Here is a 24,810-nt window from a genome sequence, read left to right on the forward strand (position 1 = left end):
ATCATCCTTACTATGTACCCATAAAAAACAACAAATTAACGACACAATAATAGCATAGCGATAATGAGCCTAACATTAACTTAATCATTATCAGCGTCTAAAATATTAGCTGGCTCTATGCGAATCTTTTAAACCGCTTTAAGCTTAACTAAAAATTTTTGCGCTTTAATGATTTATTTTGGTTACAATAGTGCTAATGAATAAACACTAATTTATGAGTTTTAAATGCAATTTCCTGATGATGATAATGGCCAGCTTCTTGCTGAAATTTCCGCCGCCGGTGTAGATTTAAGTAAAATGCAACAAATTGATTTTTACATTTTATTTGAACAACAGGCTGATGCCGAAAAATTTGCAACTGAGATTGTAAACGATGCATTAGTGCAAACTGCTGATGTTGAGAAATGTAAAGATACCGGTGTTTGGGAGGTAATAGCCCATGTAAAAATGGTTCCAGAGCATGCACTTTTAGGCCAAGCAGAACAATATATTGAAAGTATCGCTAATAGCTTAAATGGTTATGGCGATGGTTGGGGATTAGACGCAGAAGAAGTATAACCCTAATTTCATGATGAATGAGATATCCAGCTTAGCCTATCGGCTTAGCTGGTTTGCTTTTCTAAAGCTGCCTTTATAATCAAAAAGTTTATCTGCTACTTTCCAGCCATACTTTTTACTTTTTCGAGCAATCACAAAATCCGGTGGTATTAAATCAAACTGGGCTTTTATAACTTGCTCTGCACTGATAAATTCAATTGGTGACTGTCCCTGCCCTACACGCTTACCAAATTGCTTATTAAAGTAATACTGTGATCCTTTGTTTGCTAAATCAAAAACTTCATCACAACTGGCTCCGTCTTCATCAAAATAAGTAACTTTTAACAATTGCTCTTTAAGTTTAGTCACACTCAAGCCACTACAACGAAGTACTAATGCATCTTTAAGATTTAACGCATTACGAAGCTTATCATCAGGATCGGCCATCACAGCACCACAGTCATGGCATTTTCGAGCAGCAATATCATTTTGTGCGCCGCACTGCTCACACTCTTTAAAACGAAAACGATAATCGCATTGCTCGCTTACCCCATTATCGTCCTCTAATAAGCCTTGGCAACGCCTACCAAAGTGCTCGATTACTTTGCCATCAGCCTCTGTTTTACCCCAAAATATATTGGCAAAGCCACACCCAGGACACAGCACTTGCACGGGTTCATTATCGCTATCGCCTTTTTTATCACCAACCTCAGGGTAGAACAAGTCAAAGCCATTACCCGCATAGTCAATCACTAAACAATCATCTTTACCCTCAGCCAACCTTAAACCTCTACCGACAATTTGCTGGTATAAACTTACTGACTCTGTGGGCCGTAAAATAGCAATAAAATCTACATGGGGTGCATCAAAGCCGGTAGTAAGAACCGATATATTCACTAAATACTTTACTTTTTTAGCTTTGAATTGTTTAATTATTTTATCGCGTTCGCTATTGGGAGTATCTCCGGTGATCAGCGCACTTTCATCCTCGGGTAAATAAGTCATTATCTCTTGTGCATGCATAACCGTAGCAGCAAATATCATCACGCCATGGCGCTTCTCACTATATTGAATAACCTGCTGCAGAATTGTTTGAGTTGCACGGGTCGATTTTTTTAACAGCGCATTCATATCCTCATTGCTATACTGCCCAAATGCATTGCTAGTTAAAGATGAAAAGTCATAATGGCTAATTGCAGCATCAACCTCTTTAGGGGGAGTTAAGTAGTTATGCTTGATCATATAACGCAAAGGTAATTCAAAAATACAGCGTTTGAATGGGCTTTCCTTATTACCACGCACAAAGCCATGGTAATGATGCTGATAAATCCAGCCTAGCCCTAATCGGTAAGGCGTCGCGGTTAAACCTAATACTTTTAATTCAGGGTTGTGAGATTTAAGTGCATTAATAACTTTTCCGTATTGGCTTTTTTTTTCGCCATTTACTCTGTGACACTCATCAATAATAAGTAATGAGTAGTGCTCATTAAGTTTATTTAGATTACGCGATAACGACTGCACACTGGCAAAAGTAACTTGGTGGATTAACGACTTCTCTTTGAGTCCTGCGGAAAATATACTCGCCTCAAGACCAAAGCTTTTATATTTTTGAGCATTTTGCTCCACTAATTCTTTTACGTGCGCCAACACCAATATTTTTTGTTTAGCAATACGCGCAAGTTCAGCTATCACCAAACTTTTACCCGCACCTGTAGGTAAAACAATAACAGCAGGTTCGTTAGTTTTTCTAAAGTGTAAAACGGTGCGTTCAACCGCTTCGCTCTGATAGGGTCTAAGGGTGTAGGTCATTTAGATATTAACTTAGTTTATGTAGTTAAATTTTAACAAACAAACCACTTTTTAATAGCCATTTATAAATATTTAAAAAGTTTTAATTATATTTCCTTTAAAAATAAAAAACGGCCCCAGTATCTGGGGCCGTTTAACTTTTAACTTAGAACTAATTATTAGTTTAATAAGTCCTGAAAAGTAACATTAGAACTTTTGAGAAATACCAGCAAAGAACTGACGACCATAAAGTCTGTAGTTACTTTCATCAGTGCTACCATTAGATGCAGTTTCGATGAAAGGAGGTAACTCATTAGTTAAGTTACGAACACCAAACTGTACTGTAGTATCAGTGCTGAATGTGTATTGACCTGACAAGTCATGGTAAACCTGTGAGTCTATAGTAGCTTTCATTCCCTCAAGCTCACCTGCAGCATTGAAGAAAGAAAGGTCAGCATATTCTAGGCTTGAAAGGTAGTTAGCTGCGTAAACAACTCTTAAGTCATCTAACATGTAAGTTGCATTAAATAATACTTTGTCTTCAAAGTAAGACGTATCATTTTCAAAACGACCAGCTAAATCTTCAAGATTAAACGTTGCTGTTTCTGCGTTGAAGTTTTCTTCACCTCTTTCTAAGAAATGAGTCCAAGCAAGGTTAAGGCGTAACATACCTTTAGGTAGCTCATAGCTGTAGTTTACATCTACGTCTATACCTTTAGCTGTCATACCAGCAAGGTTAGTTGTACGGCTATCAACTTTGTCGATAGTACCATCTGCCGCACGAGTGATTTTAGCACACTGCTCTTCTAGAAGACCTGTGTAACAACCATTCATGATGTCTGTAGTATCTAAAGAATCGATTTTACCATCGATGTTGATATCCCAGTAATCAACTGTGATACCAAGGTTATCGATAAAGTTTGGAGCCCATACGAAACCAACAGTGATTGTTTCACCTGTTTCAGCTTGTAGCTCTGTGTTACCACCTACGCGAGTACGAATTTGAGAGTCAGTGCTTGAATGACCACCTGTTGGTACACCTTGAGTGCCACATAATGCTTGACCTGCAGCTGATAAATCACCGTATCGAGCAGCGCCACATGGATCAGATGCTGTTTCAAAAGAATCCGCAGCAGGAGAATATAGATCATCTAGTGTAGGTTCACGGTATACTTCTGAGTAGTTAGCACGGAATTTCAAACCATCAAAAACGCGCGACTCTAACTTGGCATTCCAAGTAAAGCTAGTACCAGTCGTACTGAAATCATCGTAACGACCGCCTACTGTAAGATCAAGAGTTTCAACACCCATGTCTGCAATTAACGGGATTAAGAATTCAGCTGTTGCTGCAGTGTAATGTCTGCCAAGACCTGTAAGTGGTTGACCAGTATTACCTGTCACTTCGTCAAAGAATTTACCTGAGTCAGTTACATCTTCAAATTCTGTCTCGTAATACTCAAGTCCGAACGCGCTGCCTACATAACCTGCAGGTAGTTCAAATAACTCACCTGACACGTCTATGCGAACTTGGTGGAATGAATCGTTGTAAGAATCACCAAGAGGAGCCGTAACATAATCAAGCATTTCTTGAGTTACAGTACCTGGACCACCAAATACATTTAGCGATACACAACCGGCAATTGGGTTAGCTTCTGTACCACATACGATGTTACCGTCAGCGTCTTTAAATGAAGGACCCATTGCATTTGATAAGTTAGGACCATATAACTGACCAAAATCAGTATCATTTAGGCTATTAGCGCCATAGTTGTAGTAAGCGTCATAGGTCCAAGAATCATTAATATCACCAGTAAGACCGATCACGTTTTGGAAGCGAACATAATCTTGCTCAAATGAACGACCGCCTTCAAGCATACGACGACGTGAACGAATTACATCTTCGCCAAATGGGTTGTAGTAGTTATCTGCAGAAACACCATTTACCATGTTACCAGCAGAGTCAGGTACTAAGTATCCTGGATCAAAACGAGTATCGTAAGGAACAGCGGCAAGCTCTTGACGAGATTCACGTTTGTTGATACGAGTTTCTGTGTATAGCGTTACGCCGTCAAAAACTTCAAATGACGTGTCAACAAAGAAGTTTACTACTTCATAAGGTGTTTGCATTAGGTTAACTGGAGCGTAGTTATATGTATCGTTATTCGCACCACCACCAACGAAAGGTCTCATGTCACCTGCTGCAGGTTTACCATCAGCACCTGTTGGACAATTACCATTTGTGAAGCTACCTGGTTGATTTCTAAGGTAGAAGTTACCACATGGAACAGAGCCTGAACCTAAAATAATTACGTTTGCATTATCTGGATCATCTTGTGGAGTGATTAGGCCATTTTCATAAAAGCTTTTAGCTTGATCTGTAGAACCTACGTACCAAGGGTATTGGAAGAAATCTACACCCTTTACATCGCCTTGATAGATTGGGTCTTGTTGAGAGTAATCAAAACCAACAGTAATATGACCTGAGTCAAATTCTTTACCAGCTACAATTTCAAAGTTTTCTTGCTTGCCTGCGCTGAAATCGTCGTACCAAGAAGTATTAGCTTTTAGTTCAATACCTGTAAATTGCTTTTTAGTGATAACGTTAACAACACCTGCCATAGCAGCTGAACCGTAAGTTACAGACGCGCCATCTTTAAGAATTTCGATTCTTTCGATCATTGCAGATGGGATGTTTTGGAAATCACTTGAAACAGGTTTGCGACCATTAATTAGTACAAGTGTTCTTGACGAACCTAGACCACGAAGCTCTACGAATACACCACCGTTACCGCCGTTGTTTGTGCTTGTAGTAGCTGGTGAGCCCGACATTACAGGGTTTGACTGAATGAATTCACCAACATTACTGATACCCATATCACCCATAGACTCGCCAGAAATGGTAGTGATTGGAGCAACACCTTCAAGATCAGTTCTTGTTAAACGTGAACCGGTTACTTGAATTCTTTCAACTTGTTCTGCACCCTCTTCTGCAGCAATTGAGCTTGCTGAGAAAGCAGCAGTAGAAGCTGCACCAAAAGCGATCGCTAAACGAACTGCTTTTGAAACTTTGTTATTTAACATTTGATTCTCCCTAGAATACTATTTGTTTTTTTATTTTTGACCACTTTTGTTAATTAAATTGTGATCATGCCCTAGATGATAATACTTTGATCACAACACGGTCAACATTAAATTAACCTTAAAAACACTTTAAGTGACTTCTCGTTATCATTTTTAAGTTTATTTGGTTCGCTTTTTAAGCTTTTTTTTGGATTTGATTTAGAAACAACCTAAAAACAAAAAGATAAACACCTGATTTAAATGATAATTATTAATTTATATTAGATTTTTATCTTGTAGTGATTTAAAACAATTTTGTAATCATGATCACAAATGTTAACTTTAAAATTTACAATTTTTATGCGAAATAGGAACTTATAATCGAAAAAAAACCTACAAAGCACCTATTTTTCCCATAGCTAAGTTAAAATAATGTAGCTTGAGTAGATTCAGTTGATGTGTTTAAAGCGCTTAATATCATTTGCGCTACGGGTTCAAGCTGTCTTTGAATGTATAGGGGGTAATTAAGGATGTTTTTACCAGTATAAAGTTCGGCGCCAGTTATTGCGTAAACATATTCGATTACTTGCGCGCGTTTTATTTCAAACTCAGGATGGCTCGCTTTGTGTTTTTTAACTGCTTGAACGTGAGGTGGGATATTTTTAATATAATCGCTCAGGTGCTGCCCTAAACGCTTTCTATAAACGAGCTTGTGGTCAAAGTCACCGCTGTATAATTTTTGCGTGTAGCTGTTTATTATATTGTGCAGTTGCTGTATTTCGAAGTGACTAGAGAAAAGAGTTTCAAACAACTGTATTTGAAACTCCTGTGCAAACTCAGTCCAATCACTGCGAACGGTTTCCATACCTTTAAAGACCAACTTTTTTTCATTTTTTTTGGTTACTTGACCAACATAACGTTTTTTAGAACCTGTTTTTTTACCTCGTATAGTTGGCATAAAAAACGGACTGTAATGGGTTTCAAATTCAATTTCTAAATAGCTTTGTAAGTCATAACGCTGCCTTAAGTCGACCTGCCACTTTTCGTTTATATGTCGAACAAGTTGGCTGCCAATCTCGTTGCATTGCTCAGGACTTGTATCTTCACTGAGTTTTACAAACGTAGAGTCGGTATCACCATATATCACCTCAAAGCCTTGCGCTTCTATCCATTTACGAGTTGTTTGCATTATTTCATGGCCACGTAAAGTGATAGAACTCGATAAGCGCGGGTCGTAAAACCGACAGCCTTTAGAGCCGAGTACACCATATAAACTATTCATAATAATTTTAATCGCTTGCGAGAGCATGGGTTGATTAGTATCTTTGGCTTCTTGGCGAGTTTGTGTCAGGTGCTCAATTAATTTAGGCAGGTGGTGCTGCGTTCTTGAAAATAATGCCTGATTAAATCCTTCAACTGCTTGCTCTGGCTCATTTAGCCCTACGATTAAACCTAGCGGGTCAATACAAAACGTACGCATAATTGAAGGGTATAAGCTTTTGAAATCCAATACCAAAACGTTTTTATACAGCCCTGGAGTCGACTCCATCACATAGCCACCGGGGCTCTCAAATGAGAGCCCATGATCGCCTAAATTGGGGGCAATATAACCACTGCGGTGTAATAACGGTAAGTATAAGTTTGTAAATGCGGCAACTGATCCACCCATGCGCTCAAGTTCGAGCCCAGTGATTTGAGTTCTGACTATGGCAAATTCAAATAACTTTAATTTTTCGAAAATTTGATTAACCAAAATACAGTCTTGACGGTTGTAGGCAGCAAGAGCTAGCTTGTCTTCATTAAATTGACGAACAATTTCTGTTAATCGGTTGTCGGTTTTTATTAATTTAGATTCGTTAAGCACCCGCTCTGCAACATTAGCTAACGAAAAGCTGTCAAATCTATAAGTGGCATTCTTCAAGGTATCAATGCCATCAATGACGCACCGCCCTGGGAGCGTTAATCGGGTGTAATGACCCTTATTAATATATAAAGGTTGATTATCTCGGCCAAAGTTTAGAGTAAGCCCTAACGCCTCAGCGCGTTCTTGCAATAAACTAAAATCAAAATCAATAACATTCCAACCAACAATAACATCGGGATCATTATTTATAATGTACTGCTGCAGCTTGGTGAGTAGGTTAATTTCGTCATAGCACCAGTCTATTTCAAATGTCGAGTCGCTCTGCAGCTGTTGCTCACCTATCATCAATACACAATCTAAACCATTTCCCACCAGTGCAACACTAAATAACACCCCGTCGCCATTGCATTCTATATCCAAAGAAACAGACTTAAGCGTTGGCGTATACTCGGTGTTTGCTTTTAGCTTTGCATCACTAATTTCAATAAAGCCGTTTTGAGCTTTGGCGTTACCGGTTACCCATACGCCCCCTTTAATAAAGCGCTCCATTAAGAAGCGGTCACTGTGGCGCACATCGGCTTCGTAAATTGGCATTACTTGCTCTAAAAGAGCTCTTGCAGTGTATAGGCTTTTTATATCGTTAAAGTAACAGGCAACACACTCGCTACCACTAAAGTGACAAAGCTCAACATTATTAAACTGGACGTTAACACTCGCCTTAGTCAACAAGGTATTCGCTGCCTGCTGCTGTGCTAATGGGATGAAGAATACCGCTTGCTGGTTTTCAATCGTCACTTTTATCGGGCCCTGAGCAGAGCTTAGCCAGTAACACAAAGTAATACCTTGTGCATTTTTAGCCCCGTATTGTTGCCTTGATAAAATAAAGCCCTGATAGATTGCTTGTGTCAATGTTCGATCCCACTTAATATATACACTGTAATTATATACATATTTTAGGTTAATCATCACATGCTATCGAGCTCACTTAAAAAAACAATTAGACAAGTACACCAGCATGTTGCAAATAACCTAACCGATTACCGCCCTCGCAGTAGTCAAAACTATTTAGTTGCTGAAATCGCCAAAACATTAGCCGGTGAATACCATAAAAAACAACGTATTTGCGTTATTGAAGCAGGCACAGGTACCGGCAAGTCATTAGCATACTGCCTAGGCGCTCTACCGCTGGCATTAGCACAAAAAAAGAAACTGGTTATTTCTACAGCTACGGTCGCTTTGCAAGAGCAGTTAATCGCTAAAGAGCTGCCGTTTTTTAAAAAGCACTCCGGGCTCGATTTTAAATTTGATTTAGTAAAAGGCCGCCAACGTTATATTTGCGCTCACAAACTTCACAATGCACTAAACAGCGATAGCCAAACTCAAATGGAGTTTATGCCTACCCTTACATCGCCACTAAGTGATATGGAAACTAAGTGCTTAAAGCAACTTTACGATGCCTATGTCAATAAAAAATGGCAAGGCGATAGAGACAGCTGGGCTGATACCATTCCTGATAGAGTATGGGGACTAATCGCTTGCGATAAGCATGCTTGCCAACGCCAGATGAAAGCACACCAAACATGTCCTTTTCAACTCGCCCGCCAGCAGTTAATGCAAATGGATGTTTTAGTTATAAACCATTCGTTACTGTTAGCTGATTTAGATTTAGGGGGCGGAAAAATTTTACCCGAACCCGACAACACCATTTATGTAATCGACGAAGCGCATCACCTTGCGCATATTACCCGCGACTTTTCATCTGCTGCGGCTACAATAAAAGGCACGATAGATTGGCTCGACAAACTCACTAAATTTAGTGGCAAAATGGCCAAAGTGTTAGTTGGGCAAAAAGGTATTGGGCAAAACTTTAAGTTATGCGATAGCGTTAACGATGCTAACAAAGATTTAAAGGTAGTCCGCGATATTCTCGACAACGCCGATTTTGAATATTCAAAAGACGATACCTATCGCTTTGAACATGGTGAAATCCCTAAATCGCTACATGCGAAGGCAAAAGACATTAGCGAAGCCACGCTTGATGCATTACGGTGTTTGAATAAAATGCACGATACCCTCACACAAGATGTAAGCGACGGTGATATTAAACCTTATGTTGCCGACCCCATTCTGGCTGAAAGTGGGCAATACATAAACCGGTTAGAACAACTTAATAAATTATGGTTTAGTTACGCTACTAAAGGCGAAGGCACGCCGCATGCGCGTTGGATAAAACGACTTGAATACAAAAGCCATCATGATCACTTGCTTAGCGACTGCCCCATTGAGGTCGGTTACTATTTAAAAGATAAGCTGTGGAGCGAATGTGCCGGAGCCGTGTTATGTTCAGCTACCTTGAGCGCACTAGGCTCATTTGATCACTTTGCTTATGAAAGCGGTCTTGCTAAAGAAGAAGGGGTAAAGTTTATAAAAGTCCCCTCCCCGTTTGACTACCCAAAACAGGCCACTCTGCGTATTCCGACGTCAAGCATAGAGCCAACAGATAAAGAATTTAGCGATCATATTGCTAAAACATTACCCGAATATCTAAACACTAAAAAAGCTAACTTAGTGTTATTTGCCTCTTACTGGCAAATGGACCATGTAAGTAAGTTTCTTAGAACAAAAGGATTTAACTTATTAGTACAAGGTGAAATGTCACGAGAAGCTTTACTCAAATTACACACTAAAAATATTGATGAAGGCAAAGGCAGTATTTTATTTGGCACCCAAAGCCTTTCTGAAGGACTTGATTTACCTGGTAAATATTTAGAAAACCTGATTATTACAAAAATTCCATTTGCGGTGCCCACCTCGCCTATCGAAGAAGCACAAGCGGAGTTTGTGCAAAGTAAAGGCGGTAATCCGTTTTTATCTATAACCGTGCCAGACGCAGCAAAGAAATTGGTACAAAGCTGTGGTAGACTGCTGCGCAAAGAAAGTGATATTGGCACAATAACTATTTTAGATAGACGCTTAATCACCAAACGATATGGCAAAGCCATGCTCGACACCTTACCACCTTTTAAAAGACAAATAGATTACTGATGTTTGAACTTGCACTCGACCCAACAACTTGGGCTATTTTATGTGGCGTTGCACTTTTAGCGGGCTTTATTGATGCTATTGCTGGCGGCGGTGGATTACTTACTGTACCGGCACTGTTAACGGCGGGATTGCCTCCTCATTTAACGCTTGGCACTAATAAATTGGCCGCCAGTTTTGGCTCGTTAACTGCCAGTATCACCTATTATAAAAAACAGTTATTTAACCCACGGTTTTGGTTTGCCTCTATTATGGCTACTGCCATAGGTGCTTTGTTAGGTACACTCATTGTTGATCATTTAAGCATTGAGTTTTTAAATAAGCTCTTACCCATTATTATTATTTTAGTGGCTTGCTACAGCTTGTTTGGTAATTTAAGTACCACACAAAGCGACGACCTACCTGAATTAACCCGCGCAATAAAAATTAAACAGTGGCTACAAGGATTAAGCCTAGGTTTTTTTGATGGTTTAGCTGGGCCTGGAACGGGAACTTTTTGGACTGCCTCAAACGGTATGCTTTATAAAATGAGTTTGCTACTTAATTGTGGTTTGGCGCGTTCAATGAATTTTGTTTCTAACTTTATCTCGCTGATCACCTTTGTTGCACTTGGCCATGTTAACTTTTTACTGGGAATTACAATGGGCTTCTTTATCATGCTTGGTGCATGGTTTGGCGCACATTCAGCGATTCGTTTTGGCAGTAAATTTATTCGTCCAGTATTTAATACTATGGTTATACTTTTAGCATTAAAACTAATTTACGAGGCATACTTTTAATATGCAATCTGCTGCTTTAGACAAACTACGCCAACAAGTTGCCACGCTTAAGCAACAAGCAGAGCAATTTGACAAAGCAAAGCTCTTTTCTAAAAACCGGTATATGCAGGCACAGCCGAGCCTATTTGACAGAGCCGTGTTTAGCACCAAAAGTATGAACTTAGCCGACTACGTAGTAGAAATAGAAGATGAAATAGCTAGCCTACCACCGAGCGAACACCGCCATGCTTACACCTATGCACTTGAGCGTATTGCCAGTCAGGTACAAGCGGTATTTAATGTTATTAAATCGACCCCTATTTGGGTGAAAGAAAATAAAAGTCATTATAAGCCTCGTGCTAAACAGCCTGTTTATAAACAAGCGGTGCAAAAAATCATGCAATCATCCCACGAGTTATATGACGAACTTAAACAAAACCATGAATTTGAACGTCGCCTAGTACTGATGATTGAAGAGCGTAAATTGCAAATGGAAAAAGCATCGCCTGCGCAAGCACAAAAGCTTAACCAAGAAATTTTAACTACTCATGCACGACTCGGCCGTTGTAGAAAAGCGATTTCTGCCACCGAAGACAAAATTCAACAAGTAGAAAAACAACAGCTACGCTAATGCAGCTTTTTTATCACCCTCTCTACTCTGCTTTAACGCTCCCTGAGCGCCATCGATTTCCAATTAAAAAGTATCAACAGCTTAAGCATGAAGTTGAATGTTTAGGCTACACCCAATTTATATCGCCTTCGCCTGCAACTACAGCGCAGTTAAGCTTATGCCATAGCTCAGATTATATTGCTGACTTTTTAAATGGGTCGTTGACTGACAAAGCGGTGAAGAAAATGGGATTTCCTCACTCTCCTGAACTTGTTGAGCGAACACTTTACTCTGTTGGTTCCAGCATTCAAGCCGCTGAAAGTGCAATCAAAAGTGGTTTAGCGGCGAATTTAAGTGGCGGCTACCACCATGCTTATAGCAATTACGGCAGTGGCTTTTGTATTTTTAATGATTTAGCCATTGCGGCAGCGCATCTTATTTCAACAGAGAAAGCCGACACCGTATTAATATTTGATTGTGACGTACACCAAGGTGACGGTACCGCGCAAATAACCCAACATCACGAGCAGATAATTAGTTGTTCAATTCACTGTGAACAAAACTTTCCTCGGCAAAAACAGCACTCAAACTACGACTTTGGCTTACCTGCAAACACCACAGATGCAGAGTATTTAACAACACTAGAGCAAGCTCTTGAGTTATGTGTTCGTCTGCACCAGCCTGATATTATTTTATATAATGCGGGCGCCGATATTTACACCAAAGACGAACTCGGCTTATTTGATGTTTCCTTAGCTGGTGTATATGAGCGCGATTTTACCGTTCTTAATTTTTGTAAGCAGCGAAACATACCGCTGATGTGCGCTTTAGGTGGCGGTTATCAACGCAACATCAACAATTTAGTTAGCGTCCATAAGCAACTATTTAAAGCGGCTCTCGATTTATAACAATCCTTGGTATAGACTCATTACAGACAATAAAAAAGAGTGACAGGAATATGCGATTAGATGACGACATACACAATTTTTACGAAAAACTCGTTTTAGAAGAAATAGAAAAACGTAAACTTAATGAACGTTACAACGACGATGTAATGGCTGACTTTTGCTGCACCGTTCTCAATCAATTACCACCCCGCTATATTCGTTACGATGTAGATATGGCGTTTTATTTAACTCAAACAGATCGTTTAGATATGCAGCAACGCGTAGAAGTTGCCATTAATTTTGCGATTGATCAAATAGCTAAAAAGAAAGCGCTCCATGAGTAACCCACTAGAAGAAGCTCCTACACACGTGAAACTGGCTGTTGATTTAATTATGATTTTAGAGCAACACGATGTAGAGCCAGAAGAAGTATTAAAAGCGCTCGATATCGTAAAAAGTGACTTTGAAAATAAAGTAACAAAGCGCACTTAGCGCTTTTTACTTCCTAAACGCAAACCCTATTTGTAGATTGTTGTACCAGTAACAATAACTGCGCGGCCGCTTTAGCATCATCTAATGCACGGTGATGGTTAGTTAAATCTAAATTAAAGTGTGCAGATAAATTCCCCAGTGAGTACGACTTTAATCCCTTAAATGCTTTACGTGATTCAACAACGGTACATAGTTTTGGCATTTTAAAGTTGATTCCCAGCCCCTCAAGCTCTTTTTTAATAAAGCCATAATCAAAATTAACATTGTGAGCGACAAAAATACTACCCGAAAGCTTATCTAATAAAGTCGAAGCAATGTCGCTAAATATAGGCGCATCACTTACCATGGCGTCGTTGATACCGGTTAGTTTAGTAATAAAACGAGGGATAGGCCGCTCTGGGTTTATCAGCGTAGTCCAAGTATCAATAATGTTGCCTTGCTGTATTTTAACAATACCAATTTCGGTAATTCGGTTCCCCCCTTTTAGGCCCCCTGTTGTTTCAATATCTACCACACTATAAATCCGCTTAGGATCTACATACCAGTTTACCGCTGCAATATTTACGATAAAGCCACAGCTTTTTAAATTATCGATACTCACTAGTTGGTTTCTTTTGAGCTTATCGCCAGGCGCTTTAACCTCTTCAAAATGAACGGCGTTATTATCAACAATCATTAAATCGGGATAACCATCTTTTAGCTGTCGGTAGTTCTTTGCCATATTTTTTAAATGCTGAAGTAAAGCCGTTATTGGGCTATTTAATATAAGCATCTCTACTGGCTTTAACACATCTGGGTGCCACCTAAATAAGCCATTTGGTTGCTCATAATACTTCGCGGCATGGTTACACACTAAACGCAGCAATTTGGGGGTACTATTACACGCAGCCAGCCGCGCTTCTATTTGTGAGGATTGATTTAAGTAAAAGGAGTCTGTTTTTAACGCTTGTGGGAAAATATCAAATTCATTACAAAGCGGCGTCGGGGTTTCAATAAATAGCTCTTGCCAAAAAACCAGCGCAAATAGGCTTTGCCACAAAGTATTTTCAGTATAAAAAACCTGTTTGCCTTGACGAGTGTAGTGATCGCTTACACCTAACTCAACATCGCCGCGGTAAAGTTCATCAACTTCTATAATGCAGCGTGTACTGGCTAACATTTCACTGAGCCGCGAACGGGTTTGCTTGTTAAATTTACGCATTAAAAAGTCATCTGCAAAATACAGTAACTCATCACTAAGCGGGTTTTCTATAATTTGCTCAAGCTGCGTTTTTACCCATTGCTTATTGCCTTGTCGATATTGCTCCCTTATTTGAATTTCTAAGGCTTGTGCATCGTCTTCGCAAGCATTAAGTACATCAAACGCAAGTGTTGGGTTAGTTGTTTTTAGTTGCTTATAAAGTATAACCAGTAACTTGTTTTTTAACTCTTGTGCAATAACCCCCAACGCTACTTCATTTATTAGCTTCTTTGCTAGTACCTCTCTTTCATTGTCATCTTTTGTATTTTTAAGCGTTAGTCGCAAACGGTTTAATGCATAGTTAGACTGCGCTTCCTCTATTGAATCAAAGCGCGACAAGCTTTCACTATGCTCTTGCCTAACAGGTGTTACGCCTAAATCTCGCAGTACAAATCGATTTTGATGATTAATATCGCCTGCACTGAGCCTGCCGATATATAAAAATTCAAAATACTCGTAGTACTCTTCTCTATTATTTATCACGTACTGATTATATAAGTGTGCAAGACACTCTGGCTTAGATTCAAAGAATGAACTAGCTATTTCAACTAAGTTACTTTTAGCAGCGCTTTTTTTAAATAATGGTGGTTGTTCTTGCTTTTCTAGCAGCTCTATTAAGGCCGGTTTTGTTAGGTGACTTAGTAGTTGCCTATGATCTTTATTAGAGGGTTCTACAATTAACTTTGCCGCTTTTAATTTAAAAAGTGCTTGGTATGGCGAGCTAATTTCTTCGTAGTTTAATGATTGGGTTTGAACTAAATAAGGCTTACGAGAATAAATGCGCGCCAACATACACTGGCTCTGTTCGTCGAGCGTGTTTATTTTACTAATAAATGAAATATGCTTTTGCTCGAGTAAATGCATGCATTTCTCGCTCACAAACGTTAATAGCTCTCTAAAATGTGCCAAATAATATTTCGCTGGTAACTCTTTTTTCATAAAACCGTCCATACTGTATATAAAAACAGTATCTAGTATCTCGTTATTTTTATCAACCCAATAAAATTTTTATGCATACGTATTACTATTGAAATATCTTTTTTAGCGTGATCACTCTGTGCTAAGGTTGCCAGCAAATTTAGTGCTACTTTAACTACATTACACATAATAAAAATTAGGATTGAACAACATGACGACACAGCATGCAACTAAAGGTGAGCATAGCGCACAGACTAAGTGCTCGCTTTTATATGTTATTTTTATATCGGCCGTTGCCGCTATTGGTGGCTTTTTATTTGGTTTCGATTCGGGCGTTATAAACGGCACCGTATCGGCATTAGGTAATACATTTAACTCAAGCAGTGTTGCAACTGGTTTTAATGTTGCATCTGTATTATTAGGTTGTGCGCTGGGGGCTTTAGCTGCTGGCCCATTAGCTGACAAATTTGGCCGTCGCGCTATTATGATTGTCACTGCCATTATATTTGCAGTCAGCGCTTTTGGCTCTGGGGTTGCCGATAGTTCTGCTGAGTTTATTTTTTACCGCTTATTTGGCGGATTAGGCATAGGTGCAGCCTCTGTTTTAGCACCTGCTTATATTGCAGAAGTAGCACCAGCAAGTTTACGTGGTCGTTTAGCGACATTACAACAACTCGCTATCGTACTTGGTTTATTTGCAGCCTTTTTAAGTAATTACCTAATTGCTAACGCCGCTGGCGGTGCCGAAGGTATTTTAATGTTAGATTTAGCCGCATGGCGCTGGATGTTTTGGGCTGAACTTGTTCCTGCAGGGTTATTTTTAATTGGCGTACTTTTTATTCCTGAGTCACCGCGTTACCTAGTCGCACAAGGTAAACTTAAACACGCTAAAACTGTATTTAATAAAATCTCAAATGACGATGCTGATACGCAAATCAATGACGTGAAGCAGTCTCTGCAAAGTGATAAAAAACCAAGTATTCGCGACTTATTTATTGATGGCAGTAAAAAAGTACATCCTATTGTTTGGGTGGGTGTGGCTTTATCAGTTTTCCAACAATTTGTTGGTATTAACGTGGTATTTTATTACGGCTCAGAGCTTTGGCAAGCCGCTGGTTTTGACGAATCACAATCACTGTTTATTAATGTGCTTGCCGGCACCACCAATATTTTATCTACCTTTATAGCTATTGCCTTAGTCGATAAAGTAGGCCGTAAGCCACTATTATTGGTAGGTAGCATAGGTATGTTTATTAGTTTAAGTGCACTTACCTACACCTTTGGAAGTGCAGGCCTTGATGAAGCGGGCAAGTTAGCACTTAGCGAAAATATGGGTACCTTTGCATTAATAATGGCTAATTTATTTGTGGTATTTTTTGGCTTAAGCTGGGGCCCTATTGTATGGGTACTACTTGGTGAAATGTTCAATAACCGTATTCGCGGAGCAGCCCTTGCTGTTGCAGCTAGCGCACAATGGATAGCTAACTTTGCTATTACTATGACCTTCCCGATTATGCTCGGCAGTATTGGTTTAGCAGGTGCTTATGGCTTTTACACTCTTTCGGCATTTATTAGTGTATTTTTTGTGGTTAAATACATCAAAGAAACACGCGGCATAAAATTAGAGTCAATGTAATTATATAGCCTGAGTAGCGCCGACTTTCCATTAGTTTACTCAGGCTAATCCCCCATTCTATTATCTTATTTTTTGCTAATAAAACTAATTAGATACAGTTAACCATTTGGCAAGCGGATACTCTCTGGCACGTTCTAAGCTTTTGCCTGTTGAACTATTATCAACTGAGAATGTTACCAATCACAGTGTATAAATCATCACTATTAATTGGTTTGGCAATAAAGTCATCCATACCTGCTATTAAACATCGCTGTTTATCTTCTTCATAAGCATTAGCCGTAATCGCTACTATAGGCACTCGCAAACCTGTTTTAACTTCCATAACTCTAATCGTACGTGTGCATTCATAGCCATCCATATTAGGCATTTGGCAATCCATTAAAATCAAATCAAACGATTGATCTTTTAATACATCAAGAGCCTTAACACCATCCTCGGCCATAACTATCACCGCTTCAGTCGGCTCCAACATTTTTGAAATAACATGTCGGTTAATCGCATTATCTTCAACTAACAGTATGTGCTTACCCAACAGGTTTGGTTGCATAGCTGTTTTTTTAGATAAAGTTGATGGGGCATCTGCTGATTTTGGTGCACTAATGCTAAATGTAAACGTACTACCTTTACCCTCTTCGCTATGTAACTGAATTTCACCGTCCATCATTTTTATCAGCTTTTGCGAAATAGCCAACCCGAGCCCTGTTCCCCCATATTTACGCGCAACGCCCACATCAGCTTGAGTAAATTCGCTAAATAACAGTGATTGCTGTGCCTTCGCAATACCAATACCACTATCTTCAACGCTAACTTGAAGCTTATTATCGTGATAATCAAACGATAAATTTACAAAGCCTTGCTGCGTAAATTTATACGCATTAGAGAGTAAATTTATGATCACCTGATTTAAGCGTAATTCATCAACACTAATACACTGTGGCAAATTATTAGTTTGAATAACCGTAAATTCTACCTCTTTGGCAGCAACAATCGAGGAAAATAAAGAGCGTATATTTTCGATAAATGGAGTTAGCTGCGTGGGCCTAATATTTAGCTCCATGGCATTTGCTTCAATTTTAGAAAAATCTAAAATATCGTTAAGAATATTAAGCAAGTTTTTGGCACTTTTTTGCTGTGTGATTAACAATTCCTTTTGTTCGGTACTCAAGGACTGATCTCGAAGCAAAACCTCTCCCATACCTAATATGCCATTCATAGGTGTTCTAAGTTCATGACTCATGTTTGCTAAAAATTGTGACTTAGCAATATTTGCTTCATTGGCGAGTTTAACCGCTTGTGTTAATTCAGTTGTTTGCTCTGCGACTTTATTTTCTAATTGCTGATTAAATTGGCTAAGCTGCTTATTGAGTTCTTCATTTTCTATATTAGATGCTTCTAAATTGCCAATTGAATGCTGTAACGCACTGCCCAACATGTCAAATTGATACTGCAATTGTAGTACTTCATACCAACTAGATTCCGTATTGAATACCTGCTTTTTTGTTTTGCTAAAGTCTTGAATTAAATTAGTCAGCTCTCTAATTGGCTTGGTAAGTAGGTGAGTAAATTTATAAATAAACAACACAACCAATACCATCGAAATTAAGCCTAGTAGCATGGTTGGCAACCATGTACCCACGACCACTATGGTTATGTACTTTCGATTATAAAAAGAAATGACCTGCCAACCATTTTTGTCATCAATAAACTGACTGGTGTGATACATTTCATTATCAGCAGAGCGAAATAGTTGGCTGTTAGGTTGACGCTGAGCTTTAAAAGCTTGCAGGTTAAAGTCACTCAGTGCAGTAAACTGATTTAGTGAACTAAATACTACTTTTTTGTTGGCATCTAAAATTACTAACTGCCCTTTATATTCAAATAAGTCCGGAATAAATCGCTCTAGTCGGTCTAGTTGGAGCGAGCCCTCAATAACACCATAAAATTCATCATCTCTATAAATAGGAGCGGAAAGTGCTACGATCGGTTGATTCCCTAATCCCCTTCCTCGAAATACACCACTGCTATAACCGAAAGGGTACTGCTGAGCTTGAGAAAAATAAGAGCGATCATTAACATAACGCTGCTCTTTAGTTAGTCCACTTAGTAGCTCGCTCGGCATGCTGTTTTTAACAAGGCCCTTTGGACTGGCATAAAGGCTAGTTAAAAAACCTGGATATAAAGCCATCAACTGCTCTAACTGAGGCTGAATTTGTCCACCAACGCTAATTGCATTACTGGTCATTACAACCGCGTTTTTATGAAACTGTAAATAATCATTGAGCTGAGTGCTAATTGATTGAGACTGCTCTTTGAGTTGCGTATTCACTTCGTATTCTAAACGCGAATAATGCTGATTAACCAAAGAAACACTGGTGATCAACACCACTAAAATAATGATAACGCTAACAATATAACTTAAAATACGTGCAAGAGGTTGTCCTTGATAGACTCGACTGGCATGAGGAACAAACAGACTGACCAAGTCGACCAGGGCCAATGCAATCATGGCATTTATTAAGTACTTTGAGGCAGCCACAACAAGTGTGAGCCAAGGCAGGCCTATAACAAAGTGACCCAAAAACCACACCAGTGGTAAACCTACTAAAAACCAAAATACAGCGCCTAAGGGAAGTATTGGCTTAGAACGCTTTAAACAAAAGGCATAAAGCCAAAACAGCTCAAGCACATAAACAACACTGTTCCAGCTATGTCCCCAGCGATAAAATAAAAAACCAGTTACAATCGCTAAGCTAAGGAGAGAATAACGTAGCCCTGCAAACACTAGGCTAAGTATTACAAACGTCTGACCAAATAAAAATTCAGAGCTATCAAAAAAATACAGAGGTAAAAGATTAACGCAACCTCCAATAAGCCCGAGTAATATTGCCAGCGCCCATTTATTCCTCTGAGATGTCATATTGACCCTTAATAGCTTTATTGAACACCTGCGGCGTAAAGTATAATCACGAGTTTTAATTATTACTTACCCATTAGCTATTGTCTATAAAGACAAAGAATTAGCTAAGTGCGTAAAAGCTAGAATTAGCGTACGAATAACAAAATAAAATATTAGAAAATAGATAAATGGAATTTTAATACACCCAATGTTGTTTGAAGTGTAAGTTGGCATAAGATTGAAGCTTATAATGGCATAAAGTTACTAAATACAGGCTTTATGTAGCTAACCATTTAATAATACAGCCCAGTTTAGTTGACTGCTCTGTGCCTTGAGCAGACCTTGAAAATCTTTAATGTCCAAAATCAAGATTTGATAATCATATAGAAAGCTTCTCGAGTTTTTCGATGCAGTTGTGTTGACCAAAACATAAACTGTATTTCGAGGAGCTTGGTATGAAACTATATGGTGGAATTGACTTGTATTCAAAAAATTTTGTTGTTGCTATCATTAATGAACAAGGTGAAACACTTACCGTTAAGCGTTTAAATAATGACATGTCTGTCATTTTATCTTTTCTAAGTCCTTATAAAGACAACTTAAAAGAGCTTGTTGTCGAATCAACATTTAATTGGTACTGGTTAGTCGACGCTTTAATGGATACAGAGTTTAAAGTCCACTAAAAACTTATTAATCAGTACAAAGTTGTTACATGCGACATCTTGGATATAAGCTCAGTAGCAACAAAATAAAACAAATGGCCGCTATCAGAAAAGGCGTTGATACTGAGCAGGTACATGCAGACTTTAGCTCAATGAATACAGCACTGTCAGTCATTTCTAACCTCTCATTAATACGCTGTGCCCAACAGCAAATTAATGTGATAGAAGGCGCTATTTTAAAACAAACATCACTCTCCCCTGAGTTTATGAACCTAACCAGTATTGATGGAATTGGGAATACCTTAGCACTGACCATTATGTTAGAGACAGGCACTATTAAACGTTTTAATAGCCCAGGGAATTTCTCATCGTATTGTCGCTGTGTTAAAGGAGCAAGGTACAGTAATGGAAAGAAAAAAGGCGCTACGAATCAGAAGAATGGTAATCGTTATTTAGCGTGGGCTTTTACTGAGGCCGCTAATTTTGCCATTCGGTACAACCCGACAATCAAAAAATATTATCAACGAAAACTGGCTAAAACGAACCAAGTTATCGCAATTAAAACGGTTGCGCATAAGCTCGCAAGAGCCTGTTATCACAGGCTTAAAGATAATGTTCCATTTGATGAACACAAGGCTTTTTCTTAGCGACGAAAAAACAAATTAGGTTAATGTGTTGAGCTAGTAATGGGGTTGGTAAAACCACTAGATTTGATTGAGCCTGCACGTTAACCGCTCATATTTTAAATACTGGATATGCCCAATGTTTGAGCCACCAAGGGCTGGTTATGTTCAAGCATAAACCACAGAATTGTTACAGCGCAGTGTGTAAACACAGCCAGAAACTGGACTGACATTGGTACTAAACGATGACTGAGGCGAAAGCCAAGGGCATTAATTAATCATCAATAATGCTTAATTAAACTGCCTAAATTCATATCGCGTTTTTTACCTAAGCCATAGTGCATATTCACACCAATCGACGTTATTACTAGGTGCGTAGTCATATTTAAATTGAGTTTAAACAATAAAAAACACTTAGTTTTTGAATAAAAGATCAAGGAAACACAGCTGCCTGCTTGACCGGAACTTTCTAATGGGTGACCCCATTCACTTCAAAAATATTAAAGGATGGTTGGTGGCAACTAAATTGTGACCTTGAACTAAATTCTTCACCTGAATTTAAGATAGAAAAAATCAGTATCTTTAAAAAAGTTTTATCAATTCATCTAAAAAACGTGGATGCTCCAACAATTGTTTTTAGCTATTCCTTTCTTTTTTATTGGTGGTATACCTTGGTTAGTTTGGGGTGTTTCCGTGCGAATTTGATGCTGTTCGCGTGTTAAATTAGGTTTTGATTAATGGCTTTTATAACGGCCTGAGTGCGGTCTTCTACCTCTAACTTAGCAAGGATTTGTGACACATGATTACGAATAGTCCCCTCAGAGTTATCTAATTTTTTGGCAATCACTTTGTTCGACATGCCTAAAGACAAACACTGCAATACGGTTTGTTCTTTGCCTGTTAAGCAGAGCTGAGGGCTTAGCTGCTTTTTGAGTAAAAAATCAGTCACCGCACTTTGCAATACTCGCTCACCTGCAACGACCTGCTTGATAGCGCTAATAAGTTCTTCAAGCTCAATGTTTTTAAGCACATACCCACGAGCACCTAGATTAAGGGCTTTGACTAATACATCACAATCTTCAAATGTGGTAATGATCAGCACAGGGGTTTTATCACCCTTTTCACGCATTTTTTGCAGCACGCCGAGCCCATCTAAATTCGGCATTCTCATATCGAGTAAAGCAATGTCAAAACTATGCTCAGCTAATAGTGCAAGCGCTTGTAAGCCATCTTCAGCTTGGGCTTCTATATTAATGGCGCTATCGAGGTTAAGTAAATTAGCGAGGCCTAAACGAACTAAGGTCTGATCTTCAACTAGTAGGCACTTTATCATGGCTTTTTTCTTCTAAATTGAGTGGCAGTGTCATGGTATTGATCAGTGTTTCTTGCTCAAGGTGTTGTGAAAATTCACCGCCAAATTGTGCCATTCGCTCATTTAATCCTGCTAGTCCATTCCCTTGTTTTGGTAAATGGGTCTCTGGCTGATTATGATACGCCTTTGCAATTAATAGCGGCTGTTGGCCAACGTGGGTGACATTTACATGCAAAGTAAAATGGTTTGCTTGGGTATGTTTAAGGGTGTTGCTGATCATCTCTTGGGTAAACCGCAATACACACAGGGTATCGTCTTGAGGAAGCTGCTCTGTCTCCTTACTTAGTTGGAGATCACAGTGTAAATTAGGTGTCAGTTCGCAAATGGCCTCAAGAGCTTGCTTAAGAATCGTTTTGTCATTGCGTTGAGTGGAAACGATTTCGCGCACCTCAGCCAATACTTCTTGGCTAAGTTGGTGGCAAAGAGAGAGGGTTTCAACGGTGGCTTCATTTGCTGCTCTTTTAGCAAAATCTAAATTAATGCTGAGCGCGGTAAGCTTATGGCCGAGTGAGTCATGGAGCTCGCGTGATATATTTTGTCGCTCTTGCGCTGCATGCATCGCCCCCATCATGTGTTGGGTGGCTTTTAACTCTTTGTAGTTTTGGCGGGATTGGTAATGTGTATTTAAACTTTCGACAATACGCCGGCTAACAAACCAATTCATCAAGCAAAAGAAAAACCAAATTGTAAACGTGATCCAAGGAATGCCATTTTCCCAACGCGCATAATGCGTTAAACCATACACCAGCATGGCGGCCACAACGCAAGCCAGTATTTTAGGAAGCGAAAAATGAGGACTAAAAACCGCGGTAAACATCACTAGGTGGATAAAAACTAAGGATGTTGAACTCAGTTGTATCATTGCCAAAATAAGCAGGAAATAGCCAAGTGCTACGCCGTGAACAAATTTGTTAGGCTGTTTTAACACATACAGCAAAATAGCTAAAATGGAACCACTTACTATGATTTGCAAATATAGCGCTAATTCTGAGTTGGCATAATAGGCACACGCCGATGTCACTCCAAGCCACGATGCCAATGTTGAGAAATGCCAATCGGTTGTATGTCGTATAGTTGATTCCATTACTGTGGCCATATTTTTTTAGCAATTATTGCAGAACTCGCGTTGTAAAAACAGTGACATCTGTCATAGCTCGGGCTATGAGCTTTGTGACTAGTGCCATGAAACCTCATTCATTTATGCTTTATTAATAAAAAAATAGTTGGGCACATTAATGAATAAAGACAGTCGATTACATTACATTGATAATTTACGCAGCCTCGCGCTATTGCTCGGCATCGTATTTCATGCCGCTTTAGCCTACAGTCCGTTCTTTGGCAATATTTGGTTTACGGCAGACTCAAGCACACATGGTCTATTTGATTATATTACGCATACGCTGCACTTATTTCGGATGCCGTTATTTTTTATTATTGCAGGGTTTTGCAGTGCACTTTTAATAGATAAATCGAGCAACGCGCGCTTTTTACATCATCGCAGTAAACATATTCTACTGCCTTTTATTGTATTTTTACCTTTAAGCTTTGCCGTTTACTACCATGCATTGAGTTTTGGAGCCGGTATAGCTAATCCAATACCGCCGATTTTTGCTGCGTTTAAAGTTATTAAAGAGCCTGTTGTTAGCACTATGCACTTATGGTTTTTGTGGAACTTATTCCAGTTTTGCTTAATTCACTGGTTGTTGAAAACAACTAACTTATTAGGCAATAAATTCGATGCGCTTAGCGTTCACCCATTATTTATGTGGGTTGTACTTCCCATCGTGTTAACGTTTTCATTAATGGGGCAATCTATTCCATTTCCTGCTCCTGATAAACTCACGCCACAGTTATGGTCGTATGGTTTTTACGGCAGTTTTTATTGGTTAGGAGTGGGGCTTTATAAAAAACAGCAGCTCATTTGGTCATATCATAAGTACTTATGGCCTCTTATTTTGGGTATTGCAATATCGCTGACTGGTTATTTTTCTTTATTACCAGCCGCGCCAAGCTTAGATGAAGTGATTGCCGCCGCAACTTCGGGGTATTTTGCCGCAGCGGGAGAGCTACATGTATTACATGTTTTATCACAAGGACTGAGTGTTATTTTGTTAACCGCCATAACGTTTTTACTTGGGCATCGTTTTTTAAATCACCAAAGTAAGCTCAGTCGCAGCATCTCAAATGCATCATATTGGATTTATTTAATACATGTGCCAGTGCTGATTTATATTCAGATGCCATTGATTAATACTAATTGGCCAGTTTTAGTAAAGTTTATAGTAAGCGTGGTGGTTACATTATTTATAGGTCAAGTAAGTTATTTATTATTAGTTAAAAATACGTGGTTGGGCGCACTACTTAACGGTAGGCAAACCAAGAGAAAGATAATACAGTCAGCTTAAATGTTGTCACTTGGTAATGA

General features: G+C 39.1%; 18 protein-coding genes. 11 read left to right on the forward strand and 7 right to left on the reverse strand.

Annotation, left to right across the window (positions count from 1 at the left end; all coding sequences use genetic code 11):
- Positions 1-225 precede the first annotated feature (225 nt).
- Positions 226-558, forward strand: coding sequence for a ribonuclease E inhibitor RraB (locus CWB76_RS01240; RefSeq protein ID WP_075169602.1), 333 nt, complete (start codon positions 226-228; stop codon positions 556-558).
- A 36-nt stretch (positions 559-594) separates the two neighbouring features.
- Here CWB76_RS01240 and radD read toward each other — a convergent pair whose 3' ends face one another.
- The 3 genes from radD to CWB76_RS01255 form a co-directional block, all read right to left on the reverse strand.
- Positions 595-2,346, reverse strand: coding sequence for a DNA repair helicase RadD (gene radD / locus CWB76_RS01245; protein WP_138605005.1), 1,752 nt, complete (start codon positions 2,344-2,346; stop codon positions 595-597).
- 186 nt (positions 2,347-2,532) lie between these two features.
- Positions 2,533-5,406 (reverse strand): TonB-dependent receptor domain-containing protein, encoded by a 2,874-nt coding sequence (locus tag CWB76_RS01250; RefSeq protein ID WP_138605006.1) that lies wholly within the window; start codon positions 5,404-5,406, stop codon positions 2,533-2,535.
- Positions 5,407-5,809: 403 nt separating this feature from the next.
- Positions 5,810-8,158, reverse strand: coding sequence for a DNA polymerase II (locus CWB76_RS01255; RefSeq protein ID WP_138605007.1), 2,349 nt, complete (start codon positions 8,156-8,158; stop codon positions 5,810-5,812).
- A gap of 60 nt (positions 8,159-8,218) precedes the next feature.
- Here CWB76_RS01255 and dinG point away from each other — a divergent pair, with 60 nt between their 5' ends.
- From dinG to CWB76_RS01285, 6 genes are read left to right on the forward strand one after another with little or no spacing between them, the layout of a single operon-like run.
- On the forward strand, positions 8,219-10,294 hold the full coding sequence (gene dinG / locus CWB76_RS01260; protein WP_054202434.1) for an ATP-dependent DNA helicase DinG: 2,076 nt from the start codon (positions 8,219-8,221) through the stop codon (positions 10,292-10,294).
- Complete coding sequence (locus CWB76_RS01265) at positions 10,294-11,070, forward strand: TSUP family transporter (protein ID WP_138605008.1); 777 nt, start codon at positions 10,294-10,296, stop codon at positions 11,068-11,070. Before dinG ends, CWB76_RS01265 begins: the two co-directional genes overlap by 1 nt.
- 1 nt (position 11,071) lies before the next feature.
- On the forward strand, positions 11,072-11,680 hold the full coding sequence (locus CWB76_RS01270) for a primosomal replication protein (RefSeq protein ID WP_054202432.1): 609 nt from the start codon (positions 11,072-11,074) through the stop codon (positions 11,678-11,680).
- A complete protein-coding gene (locus CWB76_RS01275) occupies positions 11,680-12,567 on the forward strand; it encodes a histone deacetylase family protein (protein ID WP_138605009.1) in 888 nt (295 codons plus the stop codon). The genes CWB76_RS01270 and CWB76_RS01275 overlap by 1 nt, the downstream gene beginning before the upstream one ends.
- Positions 12,568-12,617: 50 nt before the next feature.
- On the forward strand, positions 12,618-12,890 hold the full coding sequence (locus CWB76_RS01280) for a late competence development ComFB family protein (protein ID WP_138605010.1): 273 nt from the start codon (positions 12,618-12,620) through the stop codon (positions 12,888-12,890).
- Positions 12,883-13,038 carry a YbaM family protein gene (locus tag CWB76_RS01285; protein ID WP_138605011.1) on the forward strand — a complete coding sequence of 52 codons (156 nt, stop codon included), beginning with the start codon at positions 12,883-12,885 and terminating at the stop codon, positions 13,036-13,038. The genes CWB76_RS01280 and CWB76_RS01285 overlap by 8 nt, the downstream gene beginning before the upstream one ends.
- Positions 13,039-13,051: 13 nt before the next feature.
- Here CWB76_RS01285 and CWB76_RS01290 read toward each other — a convergent pair whose 3' ends face one another.
- Positions 13,052-15,217, reverse strand: coding sequence for an exonuclease domain-containing protein (locus CWB76_RS01290; RefSeq protein WP_138605012.1), 2,166 nt, complete (start codon positions 15,215-15,217; stop codon positions 13,052-13,054).
- 190 nt (positions 15,218-15,407) lie between these two features.
- Here CWB76_RS01290 and CWB76_RS01295 point away from each other — a divergent pair, with 190 nt between their 5' ends.
- Positions 15,408-16,832, forward strand: coding sequence for a sugar porter family MFS transporter (locus CWB76_RS01295; protein ID WP_138605013.1), 1,425 nt, complete (start codon positions 15,408-15,410; stop codon positions 16,830-16,832).
- Positions 16,833-16,992: 160 nt separating this feature from the next.
- On the opposite strand, the gene CWB76_RS01300 is transcribed toward CWB76_RS01295, so the two are convergent.
- Positions 16,993-19,749 carry a response regulator gene (locus CWB76_RS01300; RefSeq protein ID WP_138605014.1) on the reverse strand — a complete coding sequence of 919 codons (2,757 nt, stop codon included), beginning with the start codon at positions 19,747-19,749 and terminating at the stop codon, positions 16,993-16,995.
- A 434-nt stretch (positions 19,750-20,183) separates the two neighbouring features.
- On the opposite strand from CWB76_RS01300, the gene CWB76_RS20235 reads away from it, so the two are divergent.
- Positions 20,184-20,411, forward strand: coding sequence for a hypothetical protein (locus CWB76_RS20235; protein ID WP_249363147.1), 228 nt, complete (start codon positions 20,184-20,186; stop codon positions 20,409-20,411).
- Between the two features lie 29 nt (positions 20,412-20,440).
- Entirely contained in the window at positions 20,441-21,037 is a 597-nt protein-coding gene (locus CWB76_RS01305) for a transposase (protein ID WP_249363148.1), read from the forward strand.
- 694 nt (positions 21,038-21,731) lie between these two features.
- On the opposite strand, the gene CWB76_RS01310 is transcribed toward CWB76_RS01305, so the two are convergent.
- The gene (locus tag CWB76_RS01310) at positions 21,732-22,346 is read right to left on the reverse strand and encodes a response regulator (RefSeq protein WP_138605015.1); all 615 of its coding nucleotides are present in this window, start codon (positions 22,344-22,346) and stop codon (positions 21,732-21,734) included.
- The gene (locus CWB76_RS01315) at positions 22,324-23,469 is read right to left on the reverse strand and encodes a sensor histidine kinase (RefSeq protein WP_138605016.1); all 1,146 of its coding nucleotides are present in this window, start codon (positions 23,467-23,469) and stop codon (positions 22,324-22,326) included. The genes CWB76_RS01310 and CWB76_RS01315 overlap by 23 nt, the downstream gene beginning before the upstream one ends.
- A 151-nt stretch (positions 23,470-23,620) precedes the next feature.
- On the opposite strand from CWB76_RS01315, the gene CWB76_RS01320 reads away from it, so the two are divergent.
- Entirely contained in the window at positions 23,621-24,790 is a 1,170-nt protein-coding gene (locus CWB76_RS01320) for an acyltransferase family protein (protein ID WP_138605017.1), read from the forward strand.
- The last annotated feature ends 20 nt before the right edge of the window (positions 24,791-24,810 follow it).

The organism is Pseudoalteromonas sp. S1609 (assembly GCF_005887255.1).
In the GTDB taxonomy this organism is placed as follows: Bacteria; Pseudomonadota; Gammaproteobacteria; order Enterobacterales; family Alteromonadaceae; genus Pseudoalteromonas.

Excerpts from the sequence above, each read along its gene's own strand:
- CWB76_RS01240 (WP_075169602.1), top strand. The coding sequence starts at position 226 with ATGCAATTTCCTGATGATGATAATGGCCAGCTTCTTGCTGAAATTTCC.
- radD (WP_138605005.1), bottom strand. The coding sequence starts at position 2,346 with ATGACCTACACCCTTAGACCCTATCAGAGCGAAGCGGTTGAACGCACC.
- CWB76_RS01250 (WP_138605006.1), bottom strand. The coding sequence starts at position 5,406 with ATGTTAAATAACAAAGTTTCAAAAGCAGTTCGTTTAGCGATCGCTTTT.
- dinG (WP_054202434.1), top strand. The coding sequence starts at position 8,219 with ATGCTATCGAGCTCACTTAAAAAAACAATTAGACAAGTACACCAGCAT.
- CWB76_RS01265 (WP_138605008.1), top strand. The coding sequence starts at position 10,294 with ATGTTTGAACTTGCACTCGACCCAACAACTTGGGCTATTTTATGTGGC.
- CWB76_RS01270 (WP_054202432.1), top strand. The coding sequence starts at position 11,072 with ATGCAATCTGCTGCTTTAGACAAACTACGCCAACAAGTTGCCACGCTT.
- CWB76_RS01275 (WP_138605009.1), top strand. The coding sequence starts at position 11,680 with ATGCAGCTTTTTTATCACCCTCTCTACTCTGCTTTAACGCTCCCTGAG.
- CWB76_RS01280 (WP_138605010.1), top strand. The coding sequence starts at position 12,618 with ATGCGATTAGATGACGACATACACAATTTTTACGAAAAACTCGTTTTA.
- CWB76_RS01285 (WP_138605011.1), top strand. The coding sequence starts at position 12,883 with ATGAGTAACCCACTAGAAGAAGCTCCTACACACGTGAAACTGGCTGTT.
- CWB76_RS01290 (WP_138605012.1), bottom strand. The coding sequence starts at position 15,217 with ATGAAAAAAGAGTTACCAGCGAAATATTATTTGGCACATTTTAGAGAG.
- CWB76_RS01295 (WP_138605013.1), top strand. The coding sequence starts at position 15,408 with ATGACGACACAGCATGCAACTAAAGGTGAGCATAGCGCACAGACTAAG.
- CWB76_RS01300 (WP_138605014.1), bottom strand. The coding sequence starts at position 19,749 with ATGACATCTCAGAGGAATAAATGGGCGCTGGCAATATTACTCGGGCTT.
- CWB76_RS20235 (WP_249363147.1), top strand. The coding sequence starts at position 20,184 with ATGAAACTATATGGTGGAATTGACTTGTATTCAAAAAATTTTGTTGTT.
- CWB76_RS01305 (WP_249363148.1), top strand. The coding sequence starts at position 20,441 with ATGCGACATCTTGGATATAAGCTCAGTAGCAACAAAATAAAACAAATG.
- CWB76_RS01310 (WP_138605015.1), bottom strand. The coding sequence starts at position 22,346 with ATGATAAAGTGCCTACTAGTTGAAGATCAGACCTTAGTTCGTTTAGGC.
- CWB76_RS01315 (WP_138605016.1), bottom strand. The coding sequence starts at position 23,469 with ATGGAATCAACTATACGACATACAACCGATTGGCATTTCTCAACATTG.
- CWB76_RS01320 (WP_138605017.1), top strand. The coding sequence starts at position 23,621 with ATGAATAAAGACAGTCGATTACATTACATTGATAATTTACGCAGCCTC.